Annotated in this window: 13 protein-coding genes; 7 read left to right on the top strand and 6 right to left on the bottom strand. The window is 69.3% G+C overall.

Annotated elements, in window-relative coordinates; translation table 11 throughout:
- Positions 1-6 precede the first annotated feature (6 nt).
- Positions 7-1,020, top strand: coding sequence for a S1C family serine protease (locus AC1D2O_RS07635; protein WP_478089118.1), 1,014 nt, complete (start codon positions 7-9; stop codon positions 1,018-1,020).
- Here AC1D2O_RS07635 and AC1D2O_RS07630 read toward each other — a convergent pair.
- The 3 genes from AC1D2O_RS07630 to imuA are packed head-to-tail and all read right to left on the bottom strand — an operon-like array spanning position 1,017 to position 6,553.
- Positions 1,017-4,382: an error-prone DNA polymerase gene (locus tag AC1D2O_RS07630; RefSeq protein WP_478089119.1), complete on the bottom strand. Its 3,366-nt coding sequence runs from the start codon at positions 4,380-4,382 to the stop codon at positions 1,017-1,019. The genes AC1D2O_RS07635 and AC1D2O_RS07630 overlap by 4 nt on opposite strands.
- Positions 4,375-5,787: a Y-family DNA polymerase gene (locus tag AC1D2O_RS07625; protein ID WP_478089120.1), complete on the bottom strand. Its 1,413-nt coding sequence runs from the start codon at positions 5,785-5,787 to the stop codon at positions 4,375-4,377. Before AC1D2O_RS07625 ends, AC1D2O_RS07630 begins: the two co-directional genes overlap by 8 nt.
- Positions 5,756-6,553 (bottom strand): translesion DNA synthesis-associated protein ImuA, encoded by a 798-nt coding sequence (imuA, locus tag AC1D2O_RS07620; RefSeq protein ID WP_478089121.1) that lies wholly within the window; start codon positions 6,551-6,553, stop codon positions 5,756-5,758. Before imuA ends, AC1D2O_RS07625 begins: the two co-directional genes overlap by 32 nt.
- A 67-nt stretch (positions 6,554-6,620) precedes the next feature.
- Here imuA and AC1D2O_RS07615 point away from each other — a divergent pair, with 67 nt between their 5' ends.
- Entirely contained in the window at positions 6,621-7,595 is a 975-nt protein-coding gene (locus tag AC1D2O_RS07615) for an IS1595 family transposase (RefSeq protein ID WP_478089122.1), read from the top strand.
- 4 nt (positions 7,596-7,599) lie between these two features.
- Here the strand turns inward: AC1D2O_RS07615 and AC1D2O_RS07610 are convergent, their stop codons facing one another.
- Positions 7,600-8,289 carry an alpha/beta hydrolase family protein gene (locus tag AC1D2O_RS07610; RefSeq protein WP_478089123.1) on the bottom strand — a complete coding sequence of 230 codons (690 nt, stop codon included), beginning with the start codon at positions 8,287-8,289 and terminating at the stop codon, positions 7,600-7,602.
- A gap of 289 nt (positions 8,290-8,578) precedes the next feature.
- On the opposite strand from AC1D2O_RS07610, the gene AC1D2O_RS07605 reads away from it, so the two are divergent.
- Positions 8,579-9,514, top strand: a complete 936-nt coding sequence (locus AC1D2O_RS07605) for an aldo/keto reductase (RefSeq protein WP_478091264.1) — start codon at positions 8,579-8,581, stop codon at positions 9,512-9,514.
- A gap of 15 nt (positions 9,515-9,529) precedes the next feature.
- Here AC1D2O_RS07605 and AC1D2O_RS07600 read toward each other — a convergent pair whose 3' ends face one another.
- Positions 9,530-10,408: an alpha/beta fold hydrolase gene (locus tag AC1D2O_RS07600; RefSeq protein WP_478156642.1), complete on the bottom strand. Its 879-nt coding sequence runs from the start codon at positions 10,406-10,408 to the stop codon at positions 9,530-9,532.
- Positions 10,409-10,438: 30 nt separating this feature from the next.
- The gene (locus AC1D2O_RS07595) at positions 10,439-11,260 is read right to left on the bottom strand and encodes a DODA-type extradiol aromatic ring-opening family dioxygenase (RefSeq protein WP_478091261.1); all 822 of its coding nucleotides are present in this window, start codon (positions 11,258-11,260) and stop codon (positions 10,439-10,441) included.
- Positions 11,261-11,351: 91 nt separating this feature from the next.
- Here AC1D2O_RS07595 and AC1D2O_RS07590 point away from each other — a divergent pair, with 91 nt between their 5' ends.
- The 4 genes from AC1D2O_RS07590 to AC1D2O_RS07575 all read left to right on the top strand — a co-directional run bounded on the left by AC1D2O_RS07590 (position 11,352) and on the right by AC1D2O_RS07575 (position 17,313).
- Positions 11,352-12,239, top strand: a complete 888-nt coding sequence (locus AC1D2O_RS07590) for a LysR family transcriptional regulator (protein ID WP_478091260.1) — start codon at positions 11,352-11,354, stop codon at positions 12,237-12,239.
- Positions 12,240-12,325: 86 nt separating this feature from the next.
- A complete protein-coding gene (locus AC1D2O_RS07585) occupies positions 12,326-14,203 on the top strand; it encodes an ABC transporter ATP-binding protein (RefSeq protein ID WP_478091259.1) in 1,878 nt (625 codons plus the stop codon).
- Between the two features lie 321 nt (positions 14,204-14,524).
- On the top strand, positions 14,525-15,907 hold the full coding sequence (locus AC1D2O_RS07580) for a DUF2868 domain-containing protein (RefSeq protein WP_478091258.1): 1,383 nt from the start codon (positions 14,525-14,527) through the stop codon (positions 15,905-15,907).
- Positions 15,904-17,313 (top strand): GTPase/DUF3482 domain-containing protein, encoded by a 1,410-nt coding sequence (locus AC1D2O_RS07575; RefSeq protein ID WP_478156640.1) that lies wholly within the window; start codon positions 15,904-15,906, stop codon positions 17,311-17,313. Before AC1D2O_RS07580 ends, AC1D2O_RS07575 begins: the two co-directional genes overlap by 4 nt.
- Positions 17,314-17,353 lie beyond the last annotated feature (40 nt).

The raw sequence follows: 17,353 nt of genomic DNA, 5'->3' as shown, positions 1-17,353 counted from the left end.
GCCCACATGCTCGACCAGAACGCACCGACTTCCACCGACAGCAGCGACTGCGAGCCGACCCAGGAAGCGCTGATCGACGCCTATTCGCACGCGGTCGCGGCGGTGGCCGACAGCGTCGGCCCGGCCGTCGTGCGCGTGCAGGGCGGCACGGCCGGCCGGCGCGGCGGACTCGGCTCGGGCGTGGTGATCGCGGGCGACGGGCTGGTGCTGACCAACAGCCACGTCGTCGGCGGTGCGCGCCGGGTGCGCATCGGGCTGGCGGACGCCGGCGACAGCGAAGCCGAGGTGCTCGGCGACGATCCCGCCACCGATCTCGCGCTGCTGCGCGTGGCGCTTCCGCGCGGCGCCGCCACCGCGAAGCTGGGCGACTCGAAGCGGCTCAAGCGCGGCCATCTGGTCGTGGGCATCGGCAATCCGCTGGGCTTCGAATCGACCATCACGGCCGGCATCGTCTCGGCGCTGGGCCGTTCGCTGCGCTCGCAGAGCGGGCACCTGATCGACGACGTGATCCAGACCGATGCGGCGCTCAATCCGGGCAATTCCGGCGGCGCGCTCGTGGCCGCATCGGGACAGGTGGTGGGCATCAACACGGCCATGATCGCCGGCGCCCAGGGACTCGCGTTCGCGGTGTCCAGCAACACGGCGCGTTTCGTGATCGGCGAGTTCATCGCGCATGGCCGCGTGCGGCGCGCGCATCTGGGCATCGCGGCGCAGACGGTGCCGCTGTCGCGGCGCGTGGCACTGGCGATTCATTCGGGTGCCCATGCCGTGCGCATCGGCGAGGTGCAGGCCGGCGGCGCGGCGGACCTCGCGGGCCTGCGCGTAGGCGACATCCTCGTCGCGCTGGACGACGTGGCGGTGGCGGGCGCGGACGACCTGCTGCGGCTGCTGGGCGCGGACCGCATCGGGCGGCCCGTGGAGGCGTCGCTGCTGCGGGAAGGCCGGCTCATCACGCGGACGGTGACGGCGCAGGAGCGGCCGGGCCACGCGACTTCCGGACATCGCGCCCACAGGCCCTAATGGAAGTCCCGGCTCTTGTTGCTTTCCGCCAGCCGCCCGAGCAGCGGCGTGAGGTCCCTGAAGCCGGTCGCCACCAGGTGGCGCACCTCGCCGCCGCTGTCGACGTCGCGCTGCCAGGTGCCCTGCACCGCCAGCAGCTGCGCCTTGAGCAGCGGCTCGCGCCAGGCCTCGACCACGTGGTTCCAGACGATCACGTTGACGTTGCCGGTCTCGTCCTCGAGCGTGACGAAGATGGTGCCGTTGGCGGTCTGCGGCCGCTGGCGCCCCTTGACGATGCCGCAGGCCCGCACGGTCCGGCCGCTGGGCAGCGGGCGCAACTGCTCCGCGCTCATCAGGTTCATGCGGGCCAGCCGCGAGCGCAGCAGCGCGAGCGGATGGCGGCGCAGCGTGAGGCCGAGCGAGGCGTAGTCGCCGACGATCTCCTCGCCCTCGGGGGCGGCGGGCAATTGCAATGCGGGCTCGTCGATCGGCACGCCCTTGAGCAAGGCGGGCGCCCGGCGCTGCGCGGTCGCATCCCACACCTGCTGGCGGCGATGGCCCGAGAGCGACATCAATGCATCGGCCGCGGCCAGCGCGGCCATGTCCTTGCCGTCGAGTTCGGCGCGCAGCGCCAGGTCTTCGGTGCTGCTGAAAGGCGACTGGGCGCGCGCGGCGAGCAGCCGCTTGGCGCCGGCCTCGCCGAGGCTTGACACGCGGCGCAGGCCCAGGCGCACGGCGGGCGGGTTCGCGTTGCCCAGGCGTTCGGCATGGCGCGCCTCGGTGCCGGGCGGTGCCCGCGGCGCATCGGGCGCGCGCGCTTCGAGCGTGCTGTCGAGGTCGCTCGCCATGACATCGACCGGCCGCACCTCGACGCCATGGCGCCGCGCATCCTGAACGAGCTGCGAAGGGCTGTAGAAGCCCATCGGCTGGGCATCGAGCAGCGCGGCCAGGAAGCAGGCGGGCTCGTGGCGCTTGAGCCAGGCGCTGACGCAGACCAGCAGCGCAAAGCTGGCCGCATGGCTTTCGGGAAAGCCGTAGTCGCCGAAACCGAGGATCTGCTTGAAGATCGCTTCGGCAAAGGCGGCGGGATACCCCTTGCCGGTCATGCCCTTCACGAGCTTGTCGTGGAACTTCTCGAGGCCGCCCTTGCGCTTCCAGGCGGCCATGGCACGGCGCAGCTGGTCGGCCTCGTCGGCCGTGAAGTCGGCCGCGATCATGGCGATCTGCATCACCTGCTCCTGGAAGATCGGCACGCCCAGCGTGCGCTCCAGCGCAGGCCGCAGTTCCTCTTTCTCGTAGCGGATCTCAAGCCCCTGGTTCAAGCGCTCGCGCTGCTTCAGATAGGGATGCACCATGCCGCCCTGAATGGGCCCGGGGCGAACGATCGCGACCTCGATCACCAGGTCTGCGTAGGTGCGCGGCTTGAGCCGCGGCAGCATCGACATCTGAGCCCGGCTCTCGATCTGGAACACACCGACGGTGTCGGCGTCGCAGATCATGTCGAACACCTGCGAGTCGTTGTAGGGGATCTGGTGCATCTGCAGCGCGGTGCCGCGCCAGCAGTTCATGAGATCGAGGCTGCGGCGGATGGCGCTGAGCATGCCCAGCGCGAGCACGTCGACCTTGAGCATGCCCATGGCTTCGAGGTCGTCCTTTTCCCACTGGATGACGGAGCGGTCCTTCATCGACGCCTTCTCGACCGGCACCAGCCGCGTGAGCCGGGTGTGGGTGAGCACGAAGCCGCCGACGTGCTGGCTCAGGTGGCGTGGAAAACCCTTGAGGGCGCGCGTGAGATCGATCCACTGGCGCAGCTTGAGTTCGTCCTCCTGCACGCCCACGCGCTCGGACGCCGCCTGCAACTGCTCGCCCAGCACGGTCTCGTCGAACCAGTAATGGTCCTTGGCGAATTCGTCGACCAGCCGCGCATCGATGCCAAGCGCCTTGCCGACGTCGCGCAGTGCGCTGCGCGCGCGGTAGCAGATCACGACCGCGGCGATGGCGGCCCGCTCGCGGCCGTACTTCGTGTAGATGTACTGGATGACCTCCTCGCGCCGCTGGTGCTCGAAGTCGACGTCGATGTCGGGCGGCTCGTTGCGGTGGCGGCTCAGGAAGCGCTCGAACAGCAGGTTGCCCGTGTCGGGATCGATCGCGGTGATGCCGAGGCAGTAGCAGACCGCCGAATTGGCCGAGGAGCCGCGGCCCTGGCAAAGGATTTTTTCCTGCTTCGCGAAACGCACGATGTCTTCCACCGTCAGGAAGAACATCTCGTACCCGAGTTCATGAATCAGATCGAGTTCGCGCCGGACCTGCCGGCACACGCCCTCGGGAATGCCCGAGGCATACCTTTCGAGCGGGTATCGCTCGAGCGCGCCTTCCCAGGTCTTTCGTGCCAGCGTCTGCGCCGGTGTCTCGTTGCAACCCACGCTCTCGAGCGGGTACTTGTAGTTCTCGCGGATCACCTTGGGATCGAAGCGGCAGCGATCGGCCACTGCGAGGGTGTTCGCGATCATGTCGTTCGCATAGAGTCCGGCCAGCCGCACGCGCGGCCGCAAATAACGCTCGGCATTGGACTGCAATGCAAAGCCGCATTCGGCCACGGTTTTTCCCTCGCGCACCGCGGTCAGCACGTCATGCAGCGGCTTGCGCTTGCGCGAATGCATGTGGACGTCGCCGGCCGCCACGAGCGGCACGCCGGCACGCTGGCCCGCTTCGAACAGCGTGACGAACCAGAGGTCGTCGTCGAGTTCGTTGAGCATCTCCAGGGCCAGCCAGAGGCTGCCTTCGAACAGCGCCTTGGCGGCCATCAGGTCGTCGTGCAGCGCGTCGGCATCGACCGCCTCGCCGCGCTTTCGATCCGGCACGAAGAGAATCTGGCAGTGCTGCAGCGAGGCCACGTCGCTGTGCGCCCAGCTCACGCGGTACTCGCCCTTGGGCAACTCGGTGGTGCGCGCCGCAGTGATGAACTCGCAGAGGTTGCCCCAGCCTTCGAGGTCATTGGCGATGACCACCAGCCGGAAGCGCTCGAAGCGGAACTCGCTGCCGAACAGCAGCCGGAAATCCGGGTTGCGCAGGATCGTTGGCTCCTCGGGATGCTCGAGCTCATAGGCGTCGAGCTTGGCCGGGAGATCGCGCAACCCGACATAGGCGCGCACCACGCCGGCCACCGAGCACTCGTCGGTGATCGCGAGCGCCGCGTAGCCGAGCTGGTAGGCGCGCTCGACCATTTCTTCGGGCGTGGAGGCGCCGCGCTGGAAGCTGAAGTTCGTGACGCAATGCAGCTCGGCATAGTCCGGCAGGCCCGGCATCGGCGCATCGCGCCGCGGGAGCGGATGCACTTCGCCGAGCGTGAGCGAACGGATCTTCTTGTCGCTGAGTTCAGGCATAAAGGCCTTGCAGATACCAGCGCACCTCGCCCTCTGAGAAGCAGGTGCTCGGACGCTCGCGGAAGATCCACACCAGGCCGGCCTCGGGACTCTCCGCGACGTAGTAGTCCCGCACCGCGGGCCGGCCGCCATCCTGCACGCCGCCCCACCAGCCGGCCTCCACCCGCTGGGGGCCGATCAGTTTGCGCAGCGGCCCCCGGTAGCAGGGGCGCTCGCCATCCATCTCGAGGCGCAGGGGTACGGGCAGCAGCCATGCGGGGTAGAGCGCATCAGGCTGCTGCTGCGATGGCGATGGCGGCGTGGCCGTCTTCCTTTGCAAGGCCGGTTGCCACGCCTGCATGCGCTCCGCCCGGTGATCGGCCTGCGCCGCGGACACCAGCACCTGCTGCGCCCCGAGCCGGGCACTGAGCCGCTCGACCAGCTCGTGCAGCTTGTCGCCCTTGCGGTTGTCCTCGGGCAGGAAGCTCGTGCTCGCGCCGGCCCAGGGCGTGGTTTCGAGCGTGCGCAGGCGCAGCCAGCTCGCCGGCGCCGCCAGGGTCGTGAGCGCCAGCCGCTCGGCCATCAGGCGGCGCAGGTGCGCCATGTCCTGCGTCGGTTCGGCCGTGCGGACCGTGATCTGCTGGTGCGGCGGCAGGTCGACGCCATTGAAGCGCTTGAGGTCGAGCGTCCATTGCAGCTCGAGCGACACCGCGCCGCGCTGCCGCGCGCGCAGCCAGATCTGCAGCGCCGCGAGCAGGCGGTTGGCCGACCACATGAGTTCGCTGGCGCCCTCGGCCAGCGCCGGCAGCTCCAGCTTCTGCTCGAACACATCGGGCAGCGTGAGCCAGCGATGGCTTTCGGGACGCAAGCCCCACGCCTCATCGAGCGCCGCGCGCAGTTCCTTGCCGAAGCGGCGCGTGAGGCCGCCGCGCGGCAGCGCCGCCACCTCACCCCAGGTGCGGCAGCCGAGGTGCGCCAGCACGTCGAGGTGATCGCACGCGGCGCTCAGCGTGTCGAGCGGCAAGCCCCCGGGCAGCTCGGCCGGAGGCTGCCGGCCGCACGCGAACATCCGCAGCCGCGCGAGCGCCACCAGGCTGGTCGCGCCCTGGGCCTGCCGCACGCGCACCGGCGCCGCAGGATTGAGGTGCACGATCTGGCGCATCAGGCCGAGCCGCCCGCCCCACAAGCGCTCGCAAGCCGACACCTCGAGCAGCAGCGCTTCATCGACCCAGGCGACGCGCGGCGTGAACTGCAGGGCCCACCAGCCGAGCGCCTCGGCGGACGGCGGCTGCACCTCGGCCTCGGGGTCAGACCGGCGCCGGGCCGCCCCAAGGCGGTCTGCGGCCCCCTCGGGGGGCAGCGAACCATACGAAGTGGGGAGCGTGGGGGCCAGTTCAGGCTGCCATCGCAATGCGATCCAGTGCATGTCGTTGTTCCTGATGGAATTCGAGGCGCACCACCTTGGCACCTGCCGGCGCCTGCGCCGCGCTCTCCTGCTGACGACGCAGCTTGCGCCGCAACTGGCTTGCGGCGAGCAGCGCCGTCATGCGGTCGCTGCGTGCCGGCAGTTGGATCGGCGAAGCCAGCGGCGGGCCGCGGCGCTTGAGGATGTGGACGTCGATCTGCGCACGGTCGTCCTCGCAGGTGACCAGTTGCAGCCGCAGGCGTGCCGGCGAGGCCGACGCAGCCGCCGACGCGGGCCGGAACACGAACAGCAGCGACTCGTGCTGCGCCGCCGCCAATTGCAGCCGCCGCAACTCGCCCACCCGCGCCTGCGGCAGCCATGCCAGCACGGCAGCAACGTCGGCGCAGCGCAGCGCCTGTTCGCAGGCCCAGAGCCGCGCGGCCGACGCCTCGCTGCGGATCCACAACAGCGACTCGACCGGCAGGCCGCCCGCCGCCAGCGAGGGCCCGAAAGGCTCGTGGGGCGCACCGATCAGCACCACCGGGCCGGTGCCTCCCTGCACGGCTTGTGCGAGCGCAGGCAGCAGCAGCTGCCACGAATGCGCCTCGGGAGAAGACTGCAGCAGTTCGGTCATCGCCCCGACCGGCCAGCCGCCCCCGGGCAGTTGCGCATCGAGCGTGGCATGGCCGGTGCCGACGACCTGCGCGTCGGCCACGCCCAGCTCATCCCCGCGCCACATCTTGTGGCGCGCGGAAGAGGAAAAAGAGTCGAGGGAAGGAAGGCCCATGATGGATCGAATGACTGCCTTTTTATAAGGGGTATCCTCTTAGCTCCAGCAACTGCAAAAATACTGGATGGATGTACAGATATTAGCGCCGACAGCGGGTAAGGACTACCCCCAGACCTGGAATGAATTCCTCGACTGGTTTTCCACCGAGGACGACTGCCTCGCCTATCTGGAACGGCTGCGCTGGGGTGATGGGTTCGTCTGCCCGAAGTGCGGCAGCATTGGCGAGGCATACCGCGCCAGCCGCACCCGCCTGATGTGCCGTGCCTGCCAGCACCAGACGACGGTGACTGCCGGCACGATCTTCGACAAGACCCGCACGCCGCTGCGTGTATGGCTGGCTGCAGCCTGGTATCTGACCAACCAGAAGCAAGGCGTCAGCGCTTTGGGCCTACAGCGCGTGCTCGGCCTGGGCAGCTACCAAACGGCCTGGACGATGCTGCATCGGTTCCGGCGCGCGATGGTTCGCCCCGGTCGGGATCGGCTCAAGGGCGTGGTCGAGGTCGATGAGACCTATATGGCGCTGACCGACCGCGAAGATCCACCCATCAAGACTGGGCGCAAGCGCAGTACCTCGAAGTTGCTGGTCGCAGTGGCCGTCGAACTGCTGGAGCCCAAGGGGTTCGGCCGCATCCGGCTGCGGCGCATTCCCAAGGCGTCGGCGCAGTACCTGATCCCGTTCATTCAGGAGAGCATCGAGCCCGGCGCCCAGGTGCGCACCGATGGTGCGGGCGCCTACACGCCGTTGAAGGATTTGGGCTACGACCATCAGCGCACGGTAATGCTCGGCTCGGATGTGCCTGCACACGTCTCGATGGCTGGTGTCCACCGTGTGGCAGCCTTGGTCAAGCGCTGGATTCTGGGGACACACCACGGCTCGGTGCAGCCCGAACACTTGGACGCCTACCTCGATGAATTCGTCTTCCGCTTCAACCGCCAAACCTCGGGCTCACGCGGCATGCCGTTCTATCGGCTGTTGCAGCAGGCGGTAGTCACGGCCCCTGTGACCTATGCGGATGTGATCCAGTCGAACGACTCGTAAGACCCTAGCCAACCACGAACTTGCAGATCTCGCTCGAATACTCTTGGAGAAACGCGTGCTTGTTGAGCAGTGGCTCCGTTGCGTGCGGCGGGGGAATGTCCATAAACGAGAAATGGCCGGCTCCTTTTGTCACGCGGACATCCACAGTGTTCCAATCGCGCATGGCACGCGCCAGCCATTCGGTTTGCGCTGGAGGGGTAATGCTATCCACCGAACCCACCCACGCCAAAACTGGAATTCGCACCGCATCAAGCGCTGCCAGAGCCTGGAAGAATCCGGTTGGTGGCGCCAAGAGGGCTAGACGAACCAGGCGGCTGTCCGGTGCGACGCTGACGCGCCGACCCGGCCCTAACCACATTTGAGCTCCCGCCATGGCGAGGAGGGTGGCCGCACCAATCGAATGCCCCACGCCTATCGCTTTTGCGGAGGGCTCAACGAATGCGTCGAGTGCGAGGGAGAGGCGTCTTGCCCGGAGAGTTAGCTCTTCCTCTCTTGGGGTAGTCGAGGCAAGCCGCTCGAAATGTGGTGCAACGACCATGCAACCAGACTCAGCCAGTGCGTCCAGAAGCGTGGAGAGACGTTCTGGCTGACCACCCGATCCCACCGCGAAAAGAACCACCGGAGAACCTGAGGCGGCTTCGTGCACCGAGACCTCGAACGAATCATCCCCGTCTTGCAGCGTCTGCATCGGCATTAGAAATTGCTCCTTGTGGCAGTGATTTCGATGGGGAATTGTGCAATGGATTGGCCGTTGGTCCGGAGAGTAGCGCTACCCCATGAACGTCGCTGACATCTGTGCATTCATCCAGTGTTTTGCCGTTCTGGAGCTAAAAGGATACCCCTTCTTTTCATACAGTATTCTTGGCGATCCGTCAGCATTGTCTATTTCCATGCCGACTTGGGCGCAGGGGCATTGGCACGAGTCTCCAGTCAATCGATCACCATGTCTGCCCACGAATGTCAGCCTGGCCCGAACCCTCCCCATGCCCACCGCACCCGCCCTCACCCGCAGCCAGTTGCTGCGCCTGGGCGTCGCCCTATCGCTCTACGCCACGTTGCCGATGCGCGCGGCAGCGCAACCCCGGGAGGCCAAGCGCATGAACACCCGACCCATCCCCGCCACCCGCGAAGCCCTGTCCGTGGTCGGCTGCGGCACCTGGGTCGGCTTCGACGTCGCGGCCGGCAGCGCCGAATACCAGCGCCTTGCGGGTGTGCTCGATGCGCTGTTCGCCGCCGGCGGCACGGTGCTCGACAGCTCGCCGATGTACGGCCGCTCCGAAGCCGTGACCGGCGACTTGCTGGCGGCGTCGAACCAGCGCGCCAGGGCCTTCCTTGCCACCAAGGTCTGGACGACCGGCCGCGATGCCGGCATCGCGCAGATGGAGCAGTCCTTCGAGCGCCTGCGCACCGATCGCATCGACCTGATGCAGGTGCACAACCTGGTCGACTGGCGCACCCACCTCAAGACCCTGCGCGGCTGGAAGGACCAGGGTCGCGTGCGCTACATCGGCATCACGCACTACACCGCGTCGGCCCATGCCGAGGTCGAGACGGTGCTGCGCGCCGAGAAGCTCGACTTCCTGCAGATCAACTATTCGATCGACCAGCGCGAGGCGGCCCAGCGCCTGCTGCCGCTGGCGGCCGAGCGCGGCGTGGCCGTGATCGGCAACCTGCCCTTTGGCGGCGGCGGGCTGCTGCGCCAACTGCGCGACAAGCCCCTGCCCGGCTGGGCCGCCGAGATCGGCTGCACGAGCTGGCCACAGGTGCTGCTCAAGTTCGTGCTGAGCCACCCCGCCGTGACCTGCACGATTCCCGGCACCAGCCGGCCGGAGCATATGGCGGACAACGCGGCGGCCGGTGCGGGTTCATTTCCGGACGCGGCCTTCTGGCGGCGCCATGAAGCTTCGCTGCGGATCTAGGCCTGTGAACAGGTCCTAAGCCAGAAACCGCAGCAGCGCCGCGTTGACCTCGTCCGCCCGCTCGAACTGGGCCCAGTGCCCGGCTCCCTCGATCACCACGCCTTCGCGCCCCGGATGACCCGCGGCGAGCTGCGCCACCACCGACCGCGCCTGCGCTGTGACGTCGTGCTCGCCCCACAACAGCAACTGGCGCCCGCCGATCGCATCCAGCGCGGCCTGCAGCCCACCGGCCAGCGAGACCTCCTTGCTGCGAAAACGCGTGCCGTGGCAGGAGATATCGTGGATCGCGAAGGCCAGCGCATCGATCGCGGCCCGGTCGTGCAGCATCAGCGCGGCAAGGTTGTGCAGCAGAGCGGCGCGCTCCTGGTCGCGGTCCTCGGCGGCGCGCCAGTTGACCATCTCCACCGTCATGCGCCGCAGCGTGCCGTGACCGCCGCTGCCGATCAGCGCCAGGCGCCGGATGCGGCCGCGGCGCTGGCCGAACCTGGCGGCGATCAGGCCGCCGAACGAGAAGCCGCCAAGGTCGATCTCGGCCTGCGCACCGACCAGGCTGGCCAGCGTTCCGGACAGCGCGTCGAGCAATGGATCGACCGCCGCCTGGCCGGCCGGCGGCTCGGGCGGCGCGTCGGATTCATTGAAACCCGGCAGGTCGGGCAGCCACAGCGTGCGCGAGGCCGACAGCGCCTCGACGTTGCGCAGCCAGTGCATCCAGCTGCCATGGCCGCCATGCAGCAGCACCAGCGGCGGCTGCGTGGCATCGTCGCCGAAGCGTCGCCAGCGCACGCGCACGCCGTCATGCACGGCATCGTGATGGGTGGACAGCGCGTCGATGCGCGCGATCAGGCCGAGAGCGTCGGCTTCGGCCTGGGGATCGAAGGTCGAGAAATAAGGCACCCGCGGATTGTGCCGCGCAGTGGCCCGAGCTCAGGCCTGCGCCTTTCCGAAGCGGAAGCTCGACACCGAGATGCCCCCCATGAACGCATCCTCGTGATAGATGCGCTCGCCGGCCTCGCCTTCGGCGGCACCGACCGCGACCATCAGCGGGATCAGGTGCTCCTCGCGCGGATGCGCGATGCGCGCCGCGGGCGCAGCGGACCAGTGAAGCAGCTGCTCGATGCGATCGCCGGGCGCCGCGCCGACCACCGCCTCGTCGAGCCAGTCGTCGAAGGCCTTCGACACATCGCGCGCCTGCGGACCGAAGTTGCGCAGGTTGTGATAGCTCAGGCCGCTGCCGATGATCAGCACGTTCTCGTCGCGCAAGGGGGCAATGGCTCGCCCGAGCGCGATGTGCTCGGCCGGATCGAGCCCGCGCCGCAGCGACAGCTGCACCACCGGCAGCTCGGCCTTCGGATAGATCGCGGCCATCGGCGAGAAAGTGCCATGGTCGAAGCCGCGCTCGGCATCGAGCCCCGCGGGCAGGCCCGCCGCCTCGATCAGCGACTGCACGCGGCGTGCGAGCTCGGGCGAGCCGGGCGCGTCGTAGTGCACCTGGTAGGTGTGGGCCGGGAAGCCGCCGTAGTCGTAGATCATGGGCGGGCGCGGGTTGCCCATCACGGTGAACGCGGGCTCTTCCCAATGCGCCGACACCATCAGGATGGCGGCCGGCGTACGGCCGATCTGGCGCGGCATGTCGGCCAGTGCGGCTTCGAGCTGGTCGTAGGCGTGGCCCATCTCCTTCTTCATCCAGGGCCAGGGCCCGCCGCCGTGCGAGATGAAATAGGTGGGCAATGTGGACATGGTGCTCATGGAATGCTCCTTGAGCGCCAGTCTAAGGATTTCCCATCAAGAAATCGATAGGCTAGGATTCATCGATTCATTTCCCAGGAGGAAATCATCGATGGACCGCCTGACCAGTCTTCGCGTCTTCAGGGAGGTGGTGGAGTCGGGCAGCTTCGTCGCCGCCGCCGAGCGGCTCGCGATCTCGGCGCCGATGGCCAGCAAGCATGTGGCGCAGCTGGAAAAGTCATTGGGCGCACGCCTGCTGCATCGCTCGAGCCGGCACCTGAGCCTGACCGAGGCCGGCCGGGCCTGGTACGAGCAAAGCGGCCGCGCGCTGGATCTGCTCGATGCCGCGGAAAACGCCATCGGCCAGAAGAACGACGCGCCGCGCGGCCAGTTGAAGGTCAGCGCGCCGGTGTGGTGCGCCACGCCGCGCTTCGCCGATGTGCTGGCCGGCTACCGTGAACGCTGCCCCGAGGTGCTGGTCGACATGCACCTGGAGAACCGCAAGGTCGATCTCGCGGCCGACGGCTACGACCTCGCGCTGCGCGCCACGCAGGAGCCCTCCCCGGCGCTGATCGCACGGCCGTTGTGCCGGCTGCAGTTCCATCTGGTCGCTTCGCCGGAGTGCATCGCGCGGGCCGGCACGCCCGCGGTGCCCGCCGACCTCGCGAAGCTCGACGCCATCGTGCCGAGCTACGTGAACATCGAGGGCCTGGCACTCAAGGACAGCCGTGGCCGCCAGGCGCCGCTGCGCTTGCAGCCGGTGATGAGGTCCGACGACACCACGCTGACCCTGCATGCCGTGCGGGCCGGCATCGGCATGTCCTTCCTGCCCGAATGGCTGGTCGACGAGGACCTGGCCCAGGGCCGGCTGGTGCGGCTGGTGCCGGACTACGTGGCCCCGGCGGTGACGCTGTTCGCGGTCTATACCAGCCGGCAGTACATGGCGCCCAAGCTGCGCAGCTTCATCGACTTCGTCGGCGAGCGGCTGGGCGCCTCCTAGCCCGCGCGAAGGGCGCGCCGCAAACCCTTGCCTGTGCGCAACGCCCTGCCCGCCGGTACAGTGACGCCTCACTGGAGACTCCCCGCTTGTTCCGTTACTTCGAAAAACTTCTTCCCGCCTATCCCGTCGCTGAACCCGCGCTGCCGCCGCGCGGCCTCTTCGCCTTTCTCTGGGCCTGCACCCAGGGCTTGCGCGGCAAGATCGCCGCCATGGCCGCGCTCACGGCCGCGATGTCGGCCTTCGAGGCGCTGCTGTTCGCGATGCTCGGGCGCATCGTCGACTGGCTCGGCGGCCAGGTGCCGGCCCGGCTCTGGGAGGAGCGCGGCACCACGCTGATGTGGCTGGGCATCGCGCTCGTCGCGAGCATCGGCGTGGTGGCGCTGCAGACCATCGTCAAGCACCAGACGCTGGCGGTGAACCTGCCGATGCGGCTGCGCTGGAACTTCCACCGCCTGATGCTCGGCCAGAGCATGGCCTTCTACCAGGACGAGTTCGCGGGCCGCATCACGGCCAAGGTCATGCAGACCGCGCTGGCGGTGCGCGAGACCATCTTCGTGCTGGCCGACGTGCTGGTCGCGATGGTCGTCTACGTCGCCACCATGATCGTGCTGGCGGCGGTGCTCGACCGCCAGCTGATGCTGCCCTTCCTGGTCTGGCTGGTGCTCTACATCGGCTCGCTGGTCTTCTTCGTGCCGCGCCTGGGCAAAGTGGGCAAGGCGCAGGCCGACGCACGCGCATCGATGACCGGGCGAGTCACCGACGCCTACACCAATATCGCCACCGTCAAGCTGTTCTCGCACACCCAGCGCGAGGCCGGCTTCGCGCGCTCGGCCATGAAGGAATTCATGGGCACCGGCTATGCCCAGATGCGGCTGGTGAGCGCCTTCGAGATCGTCAACCACACGCTGAGCATGGGCCTGACCGCCGGCATGGCGGGGATGGCGCTGTGGCTCTGGTCGCAGGGCGCCGTCGGTGTCGGCGCGGTGGCCGCCGCCACCGCGATGGCGCTGCGGCTGCAGGGCATGTCGCACTGGATCATGTGGGAGATGACCAGCCTGTTCGAGAACATCGGCACGGTGCAGGACGGCATGAACACGCTGTCGCGGCCGCGCACCGTGCTCGACGCGCCGGATGCGAAGACGCTCGTGGTGCCGCGCGGCGAGGTGCGCTTCGACCATGCGAGCTTTCGCTACGGCGACGCCGGCCGCCGCGTGATCGACGGCCTGAGCCTCACCGTCAGGCCCGGCGAGAAGATCGGCCTGGTCGGCCGCTCGGGTGCCGGCAAGTCGACGCTGGTCAACCTGCTGCTGCGCTTCCACGACCTGGAGAGCGGCCGCATCCTGATCGACGGCCAGGACATTGCCCACGTGACGCAGGACAGCCTGCGCGCGCACATCGGCATGGTGACGCAGGACACCTCGCTGATGCATCGCTCGGTGGCCGACAACATCGCCTACGGCCGGCCCGATGCCGGCGAGGCCGCGATCCGCGCCGCCGCCGAGCGCGCCGAGGCGCACGACTTCATCCAGACGCTGGGCGACGCCAATGGCCGGCGCGGCTACCAGGCGCACGTGGGCGAGCGCGGCGTGAAGCTCTCCGGCGGCCAGCGCCAGCGCATCGCGATCGCGCGCGTGATGCTGAAGGACGCGCCGATCCTGCTGCTGGACGAAGCCACCAGCGCGCTCGACTCCGAAGTCGAGGCCGCGATCCAGGCCAGCCTCTACCGGCTGATGGAGGGCAAGACGGTGATCGCGATCGCGCACCGGCTGTCGACCATCGCGGCGATGGACCGGCTGATCGTGCTCGACAACGGCCGGGTGGTCGAGGAAGGCGATCACAGGACGCTGCTGGCCAAGGGCGGGCTCTACGCACGGCTCTGGGCGCACCAGAGCGGGGGCTTCCTGGGCGACGGCGACGATGACGAGGAAAGCGATGCGATGGCGGCGGAGCCGTCGACGGTCTGACTCGGGAGTCCTACAGCCGGCCGTGACGGCCGCCGACATCGCCATCGCGGCGAACCGGCACAGTGGAGGGGTCTTCAACCCAGAGGAGTTTCCACCGTGAATTCCATCATCTACATCGTCGGTCTGGTCGTCGTCGTGGTTGCCGTGCTCTCGTTCTTCGGTCTGCGCTGAAAACGCCGCTTCCTCTCTTCCGCTCTCCTGTGGCGGTTCACGGGGTCGCTTGCGACCCCGTTCTTCATGGGGCGAGGGTTGGACATCGCCGGGCATAATTTCGCGCTCCCCCCGGTGCGCCGGACCTGTTCCCCGATATGAAGGAAGTCGTTGAATCCTGTTGCGCCCCACCCTACGCTGCAGGATGCGGCGATCACCGAGGCGGTGAAGCTGATCGAGGAGTCCGGCCCGCTCGACGACGCGCAAGCCGTGCGCGAGGCGATGAGCCTGCGACCCGACACCGCGGGCCGCATCGCCGAGCGCGCGCGCATCCTGGGCCGGCGCGTCGGGCTGCAGGGCGAGCTGTCGCGCGCACGCGCCTGGGCGCCCTGGGTGCTGCTGGGCCTGGTGGCGCTGGTCGTCGTCGCCGGCCTCAGCCTCGCGGGCAACGTGCTGGGCGGCGGCGAGCGGCGGATCAACGTCGTGGTGGCGCTGGCCAGCCTGCTGGGCCTGCACCTGCTCACCTTGCTGCTGTGGCTCGTCGGGCTCGTCGTGCCGCTCGGCGCCTTCCGGGCCTCCTTCGGCTGGTTCTGGCTCACGCTCACGACCCGGGTGGCCGGAGGCCAGCACGGCCAGGCTCCGGTGCTGCTGCGCGCCGTGACACGGCTGCTGGCCCGCGCCCGGCTGCTGCCCTGGGCCCTGGGCTTCGTGAGCCATGCGGTCTGGACGCTCTCGTTCGCCGTGGTGCTCGCGGCGCTGCTGTTCGCGCTCGCATTCCGCAACTACACGCTGAACTGGGAGACCACCATCCTCGATCCGGGCTTCTTCGTGCACAGCGTGCAGTGGCTGGGGCGGGCGCCGGCATGGCTGGGCTTCCCGGTGCCTGATGCGCAAGCCGTGCTGTCGCCGCTCGCCGCCGCGTCGGGCCAGCGCGCCTGGGCGCTCTGGCTCACGGGCTGCATCGTGGTCTATGGACTGCTGCCGCGGCTGGCCTTCGCGCTGCTCAGCGCGGCCGTCTGGCTGGCGCGCCGGAAGGCGTTGCGCCCCGATCTGTCGGAGCCCTACTTCCATCGGCTGCTGGCGCGCTTCGAGGCCCTCGAGCCGCGGCAGATCGTCGATGCCGACCCCGGCAGCATCCCTCACGGCGCGCCGGCGCACCTGTCGGCCGGCGACACCCTCGACACCCTGGTCGCGATCGGGTTCGAACTGACCCCGGAACAGCATTGGCCGCCCGCCGGACTCGACATCCCCGGCATGTGCGCGCTGCGGATCGACGGCAGTGCGGCCCAGCGGCGCGAACTGCTCGACACACTGGCCGGCCTGCGGCCACGCCGGGTCCTCATCGGCTGCCGCGCGGCGTCCAGCCCGGACCGCGGCACCGAGCGCTTCGTGCGCGAGGTGATGGCCCTGTGCGGCGAATGCCGGCTGTGGTTGCTCGGCGCCGCGGCGGACGATGCGGCCCGCCTGCGCTGGCAGGCCTGGCTGGCCGATGTCGGCCTGGACGGCCTGTGCGCCGACGCCGCACCGGAGGCCGTGCTGCACGGCTGGGCATGACGACACCGATCCGAATCGCCGTGGTCGGGCATGCCAACGCCGGCAAGACCTCGCTGCTGCGCACGCTGACGCGCCGGGTGAATTTCGGCGAGGTCTCGGAGCACCCCGGCACCACGCGGCATGTCGAAGCCGTCGACCTGCAAGTCGACGGCGCGGCGGCCGTTCGCTTCTTCGACACGCCGGGCCTGGAGGACGCCGTCGCGCTGCGCGAGCACATCGATGCGCTCGACAAGGCCGCGACGCCGCCCGAGCGCATCCGCCTGTTCCTGCAGGGCCCCGAAGCGCATGGCGTGTTCGAGCAGGAGGCGAAGGTGCTGCGCGCCCTGCTCGAGGTCGACGCCGCCTTCCTGGTGATCGATGCGCGCGAGCCGGTGCTGCCCAAGTTCCGCGCCGAGATCGAACTGCTGAACGCCTGTGCGCGGCCGGTGCTGCCGGTGCTGAACTTCGTGCGCCATACAGACAGCCGCGAGGCGGCGTGGAAGGAACTGCTGTCGGCCTACGGGCTGCATGTGGTGGTGCGCTTCGATGCGGCGGCGCCCTTCGTCGGCGCCGAGCACGAGCTTTACCGCGACCTCGCGACCCTGCTGCGCGACCGGCGGGCTGCACTCGATCGCGTGGCGGCCTTCCTCGACGCCGAGTTCGCGCAGCGCCGCGACGCCGCGGGCCGGCGCATCGCCGAGTTGCTGGTCGACGCCGCATCGATGCGGCGCACCGTGTCGGCCGGCGAGTTCGCCGACCCGCCGACCCGTCAGCGGCTCATCGCCGCACTGCAGAAGACCGTCTTCGACAAGGCGCAGCGCTGCGCCGACGACCTGCTGGCGCTCTATGGCTTTCGCGAAGGCGACGCCGACGAGTCGCCGCTGCCGCTGGTCGAAGGACGGTGGGCGATGGACTTCTTCCATCCCGAGGCGATGAAGGATGCCGGGATCCTGCTCGGCAAGGGCGTGGCGGTGGGCGCCGCGGCCGGGGTGGTGGCGGACCTCGCGCTGGCCGGCCTCTCGCTCGGCGCCGGCGCGGCGCTGGGCGGCGCCATCGGCGGCGCGGTCTCCCAGGGCCTGGGGCCGTTGGGCCGCAAGCTGGCCAACAAGCTGCGCGACCTCCACGAGCTGACGGTCGAGGACCGCGTGCTGTTCGTGCTCGCGGCCTGGCAGCTGCAACTGCTGCGCGCGCTCGAGCAGCGCGGCCATGCCGCGGTCGACCGCATCGCCGCCGGCGCCAGGGAGCCGGCGGCGGCAGGCCAGCGCGCGCTCGCGGACCTGGTGCGCGCCGCGCAGCCGGCACGCAGCCACCCGGAATGGGAAACCGGCACGCGCCTGCGCTGGCGCGAGGCCCCGCAGCGGCAGGACCTGGTGGCGGCGGTCGCGCGGCGCGTTCCGCCCGCCATCGAGGCACTGGAAAACAACTGAGGCCGCTGCCCGCGCCCACCTGACGCACGGACGGAATCCG

Source organism: Variovorax sp. P1_G12 (assembly GCF_056405555.1).
Note: the sequence above shows the minus strand (reverse complement) of the source record. Positions and strands in the feature narration are given on the sequence as shown.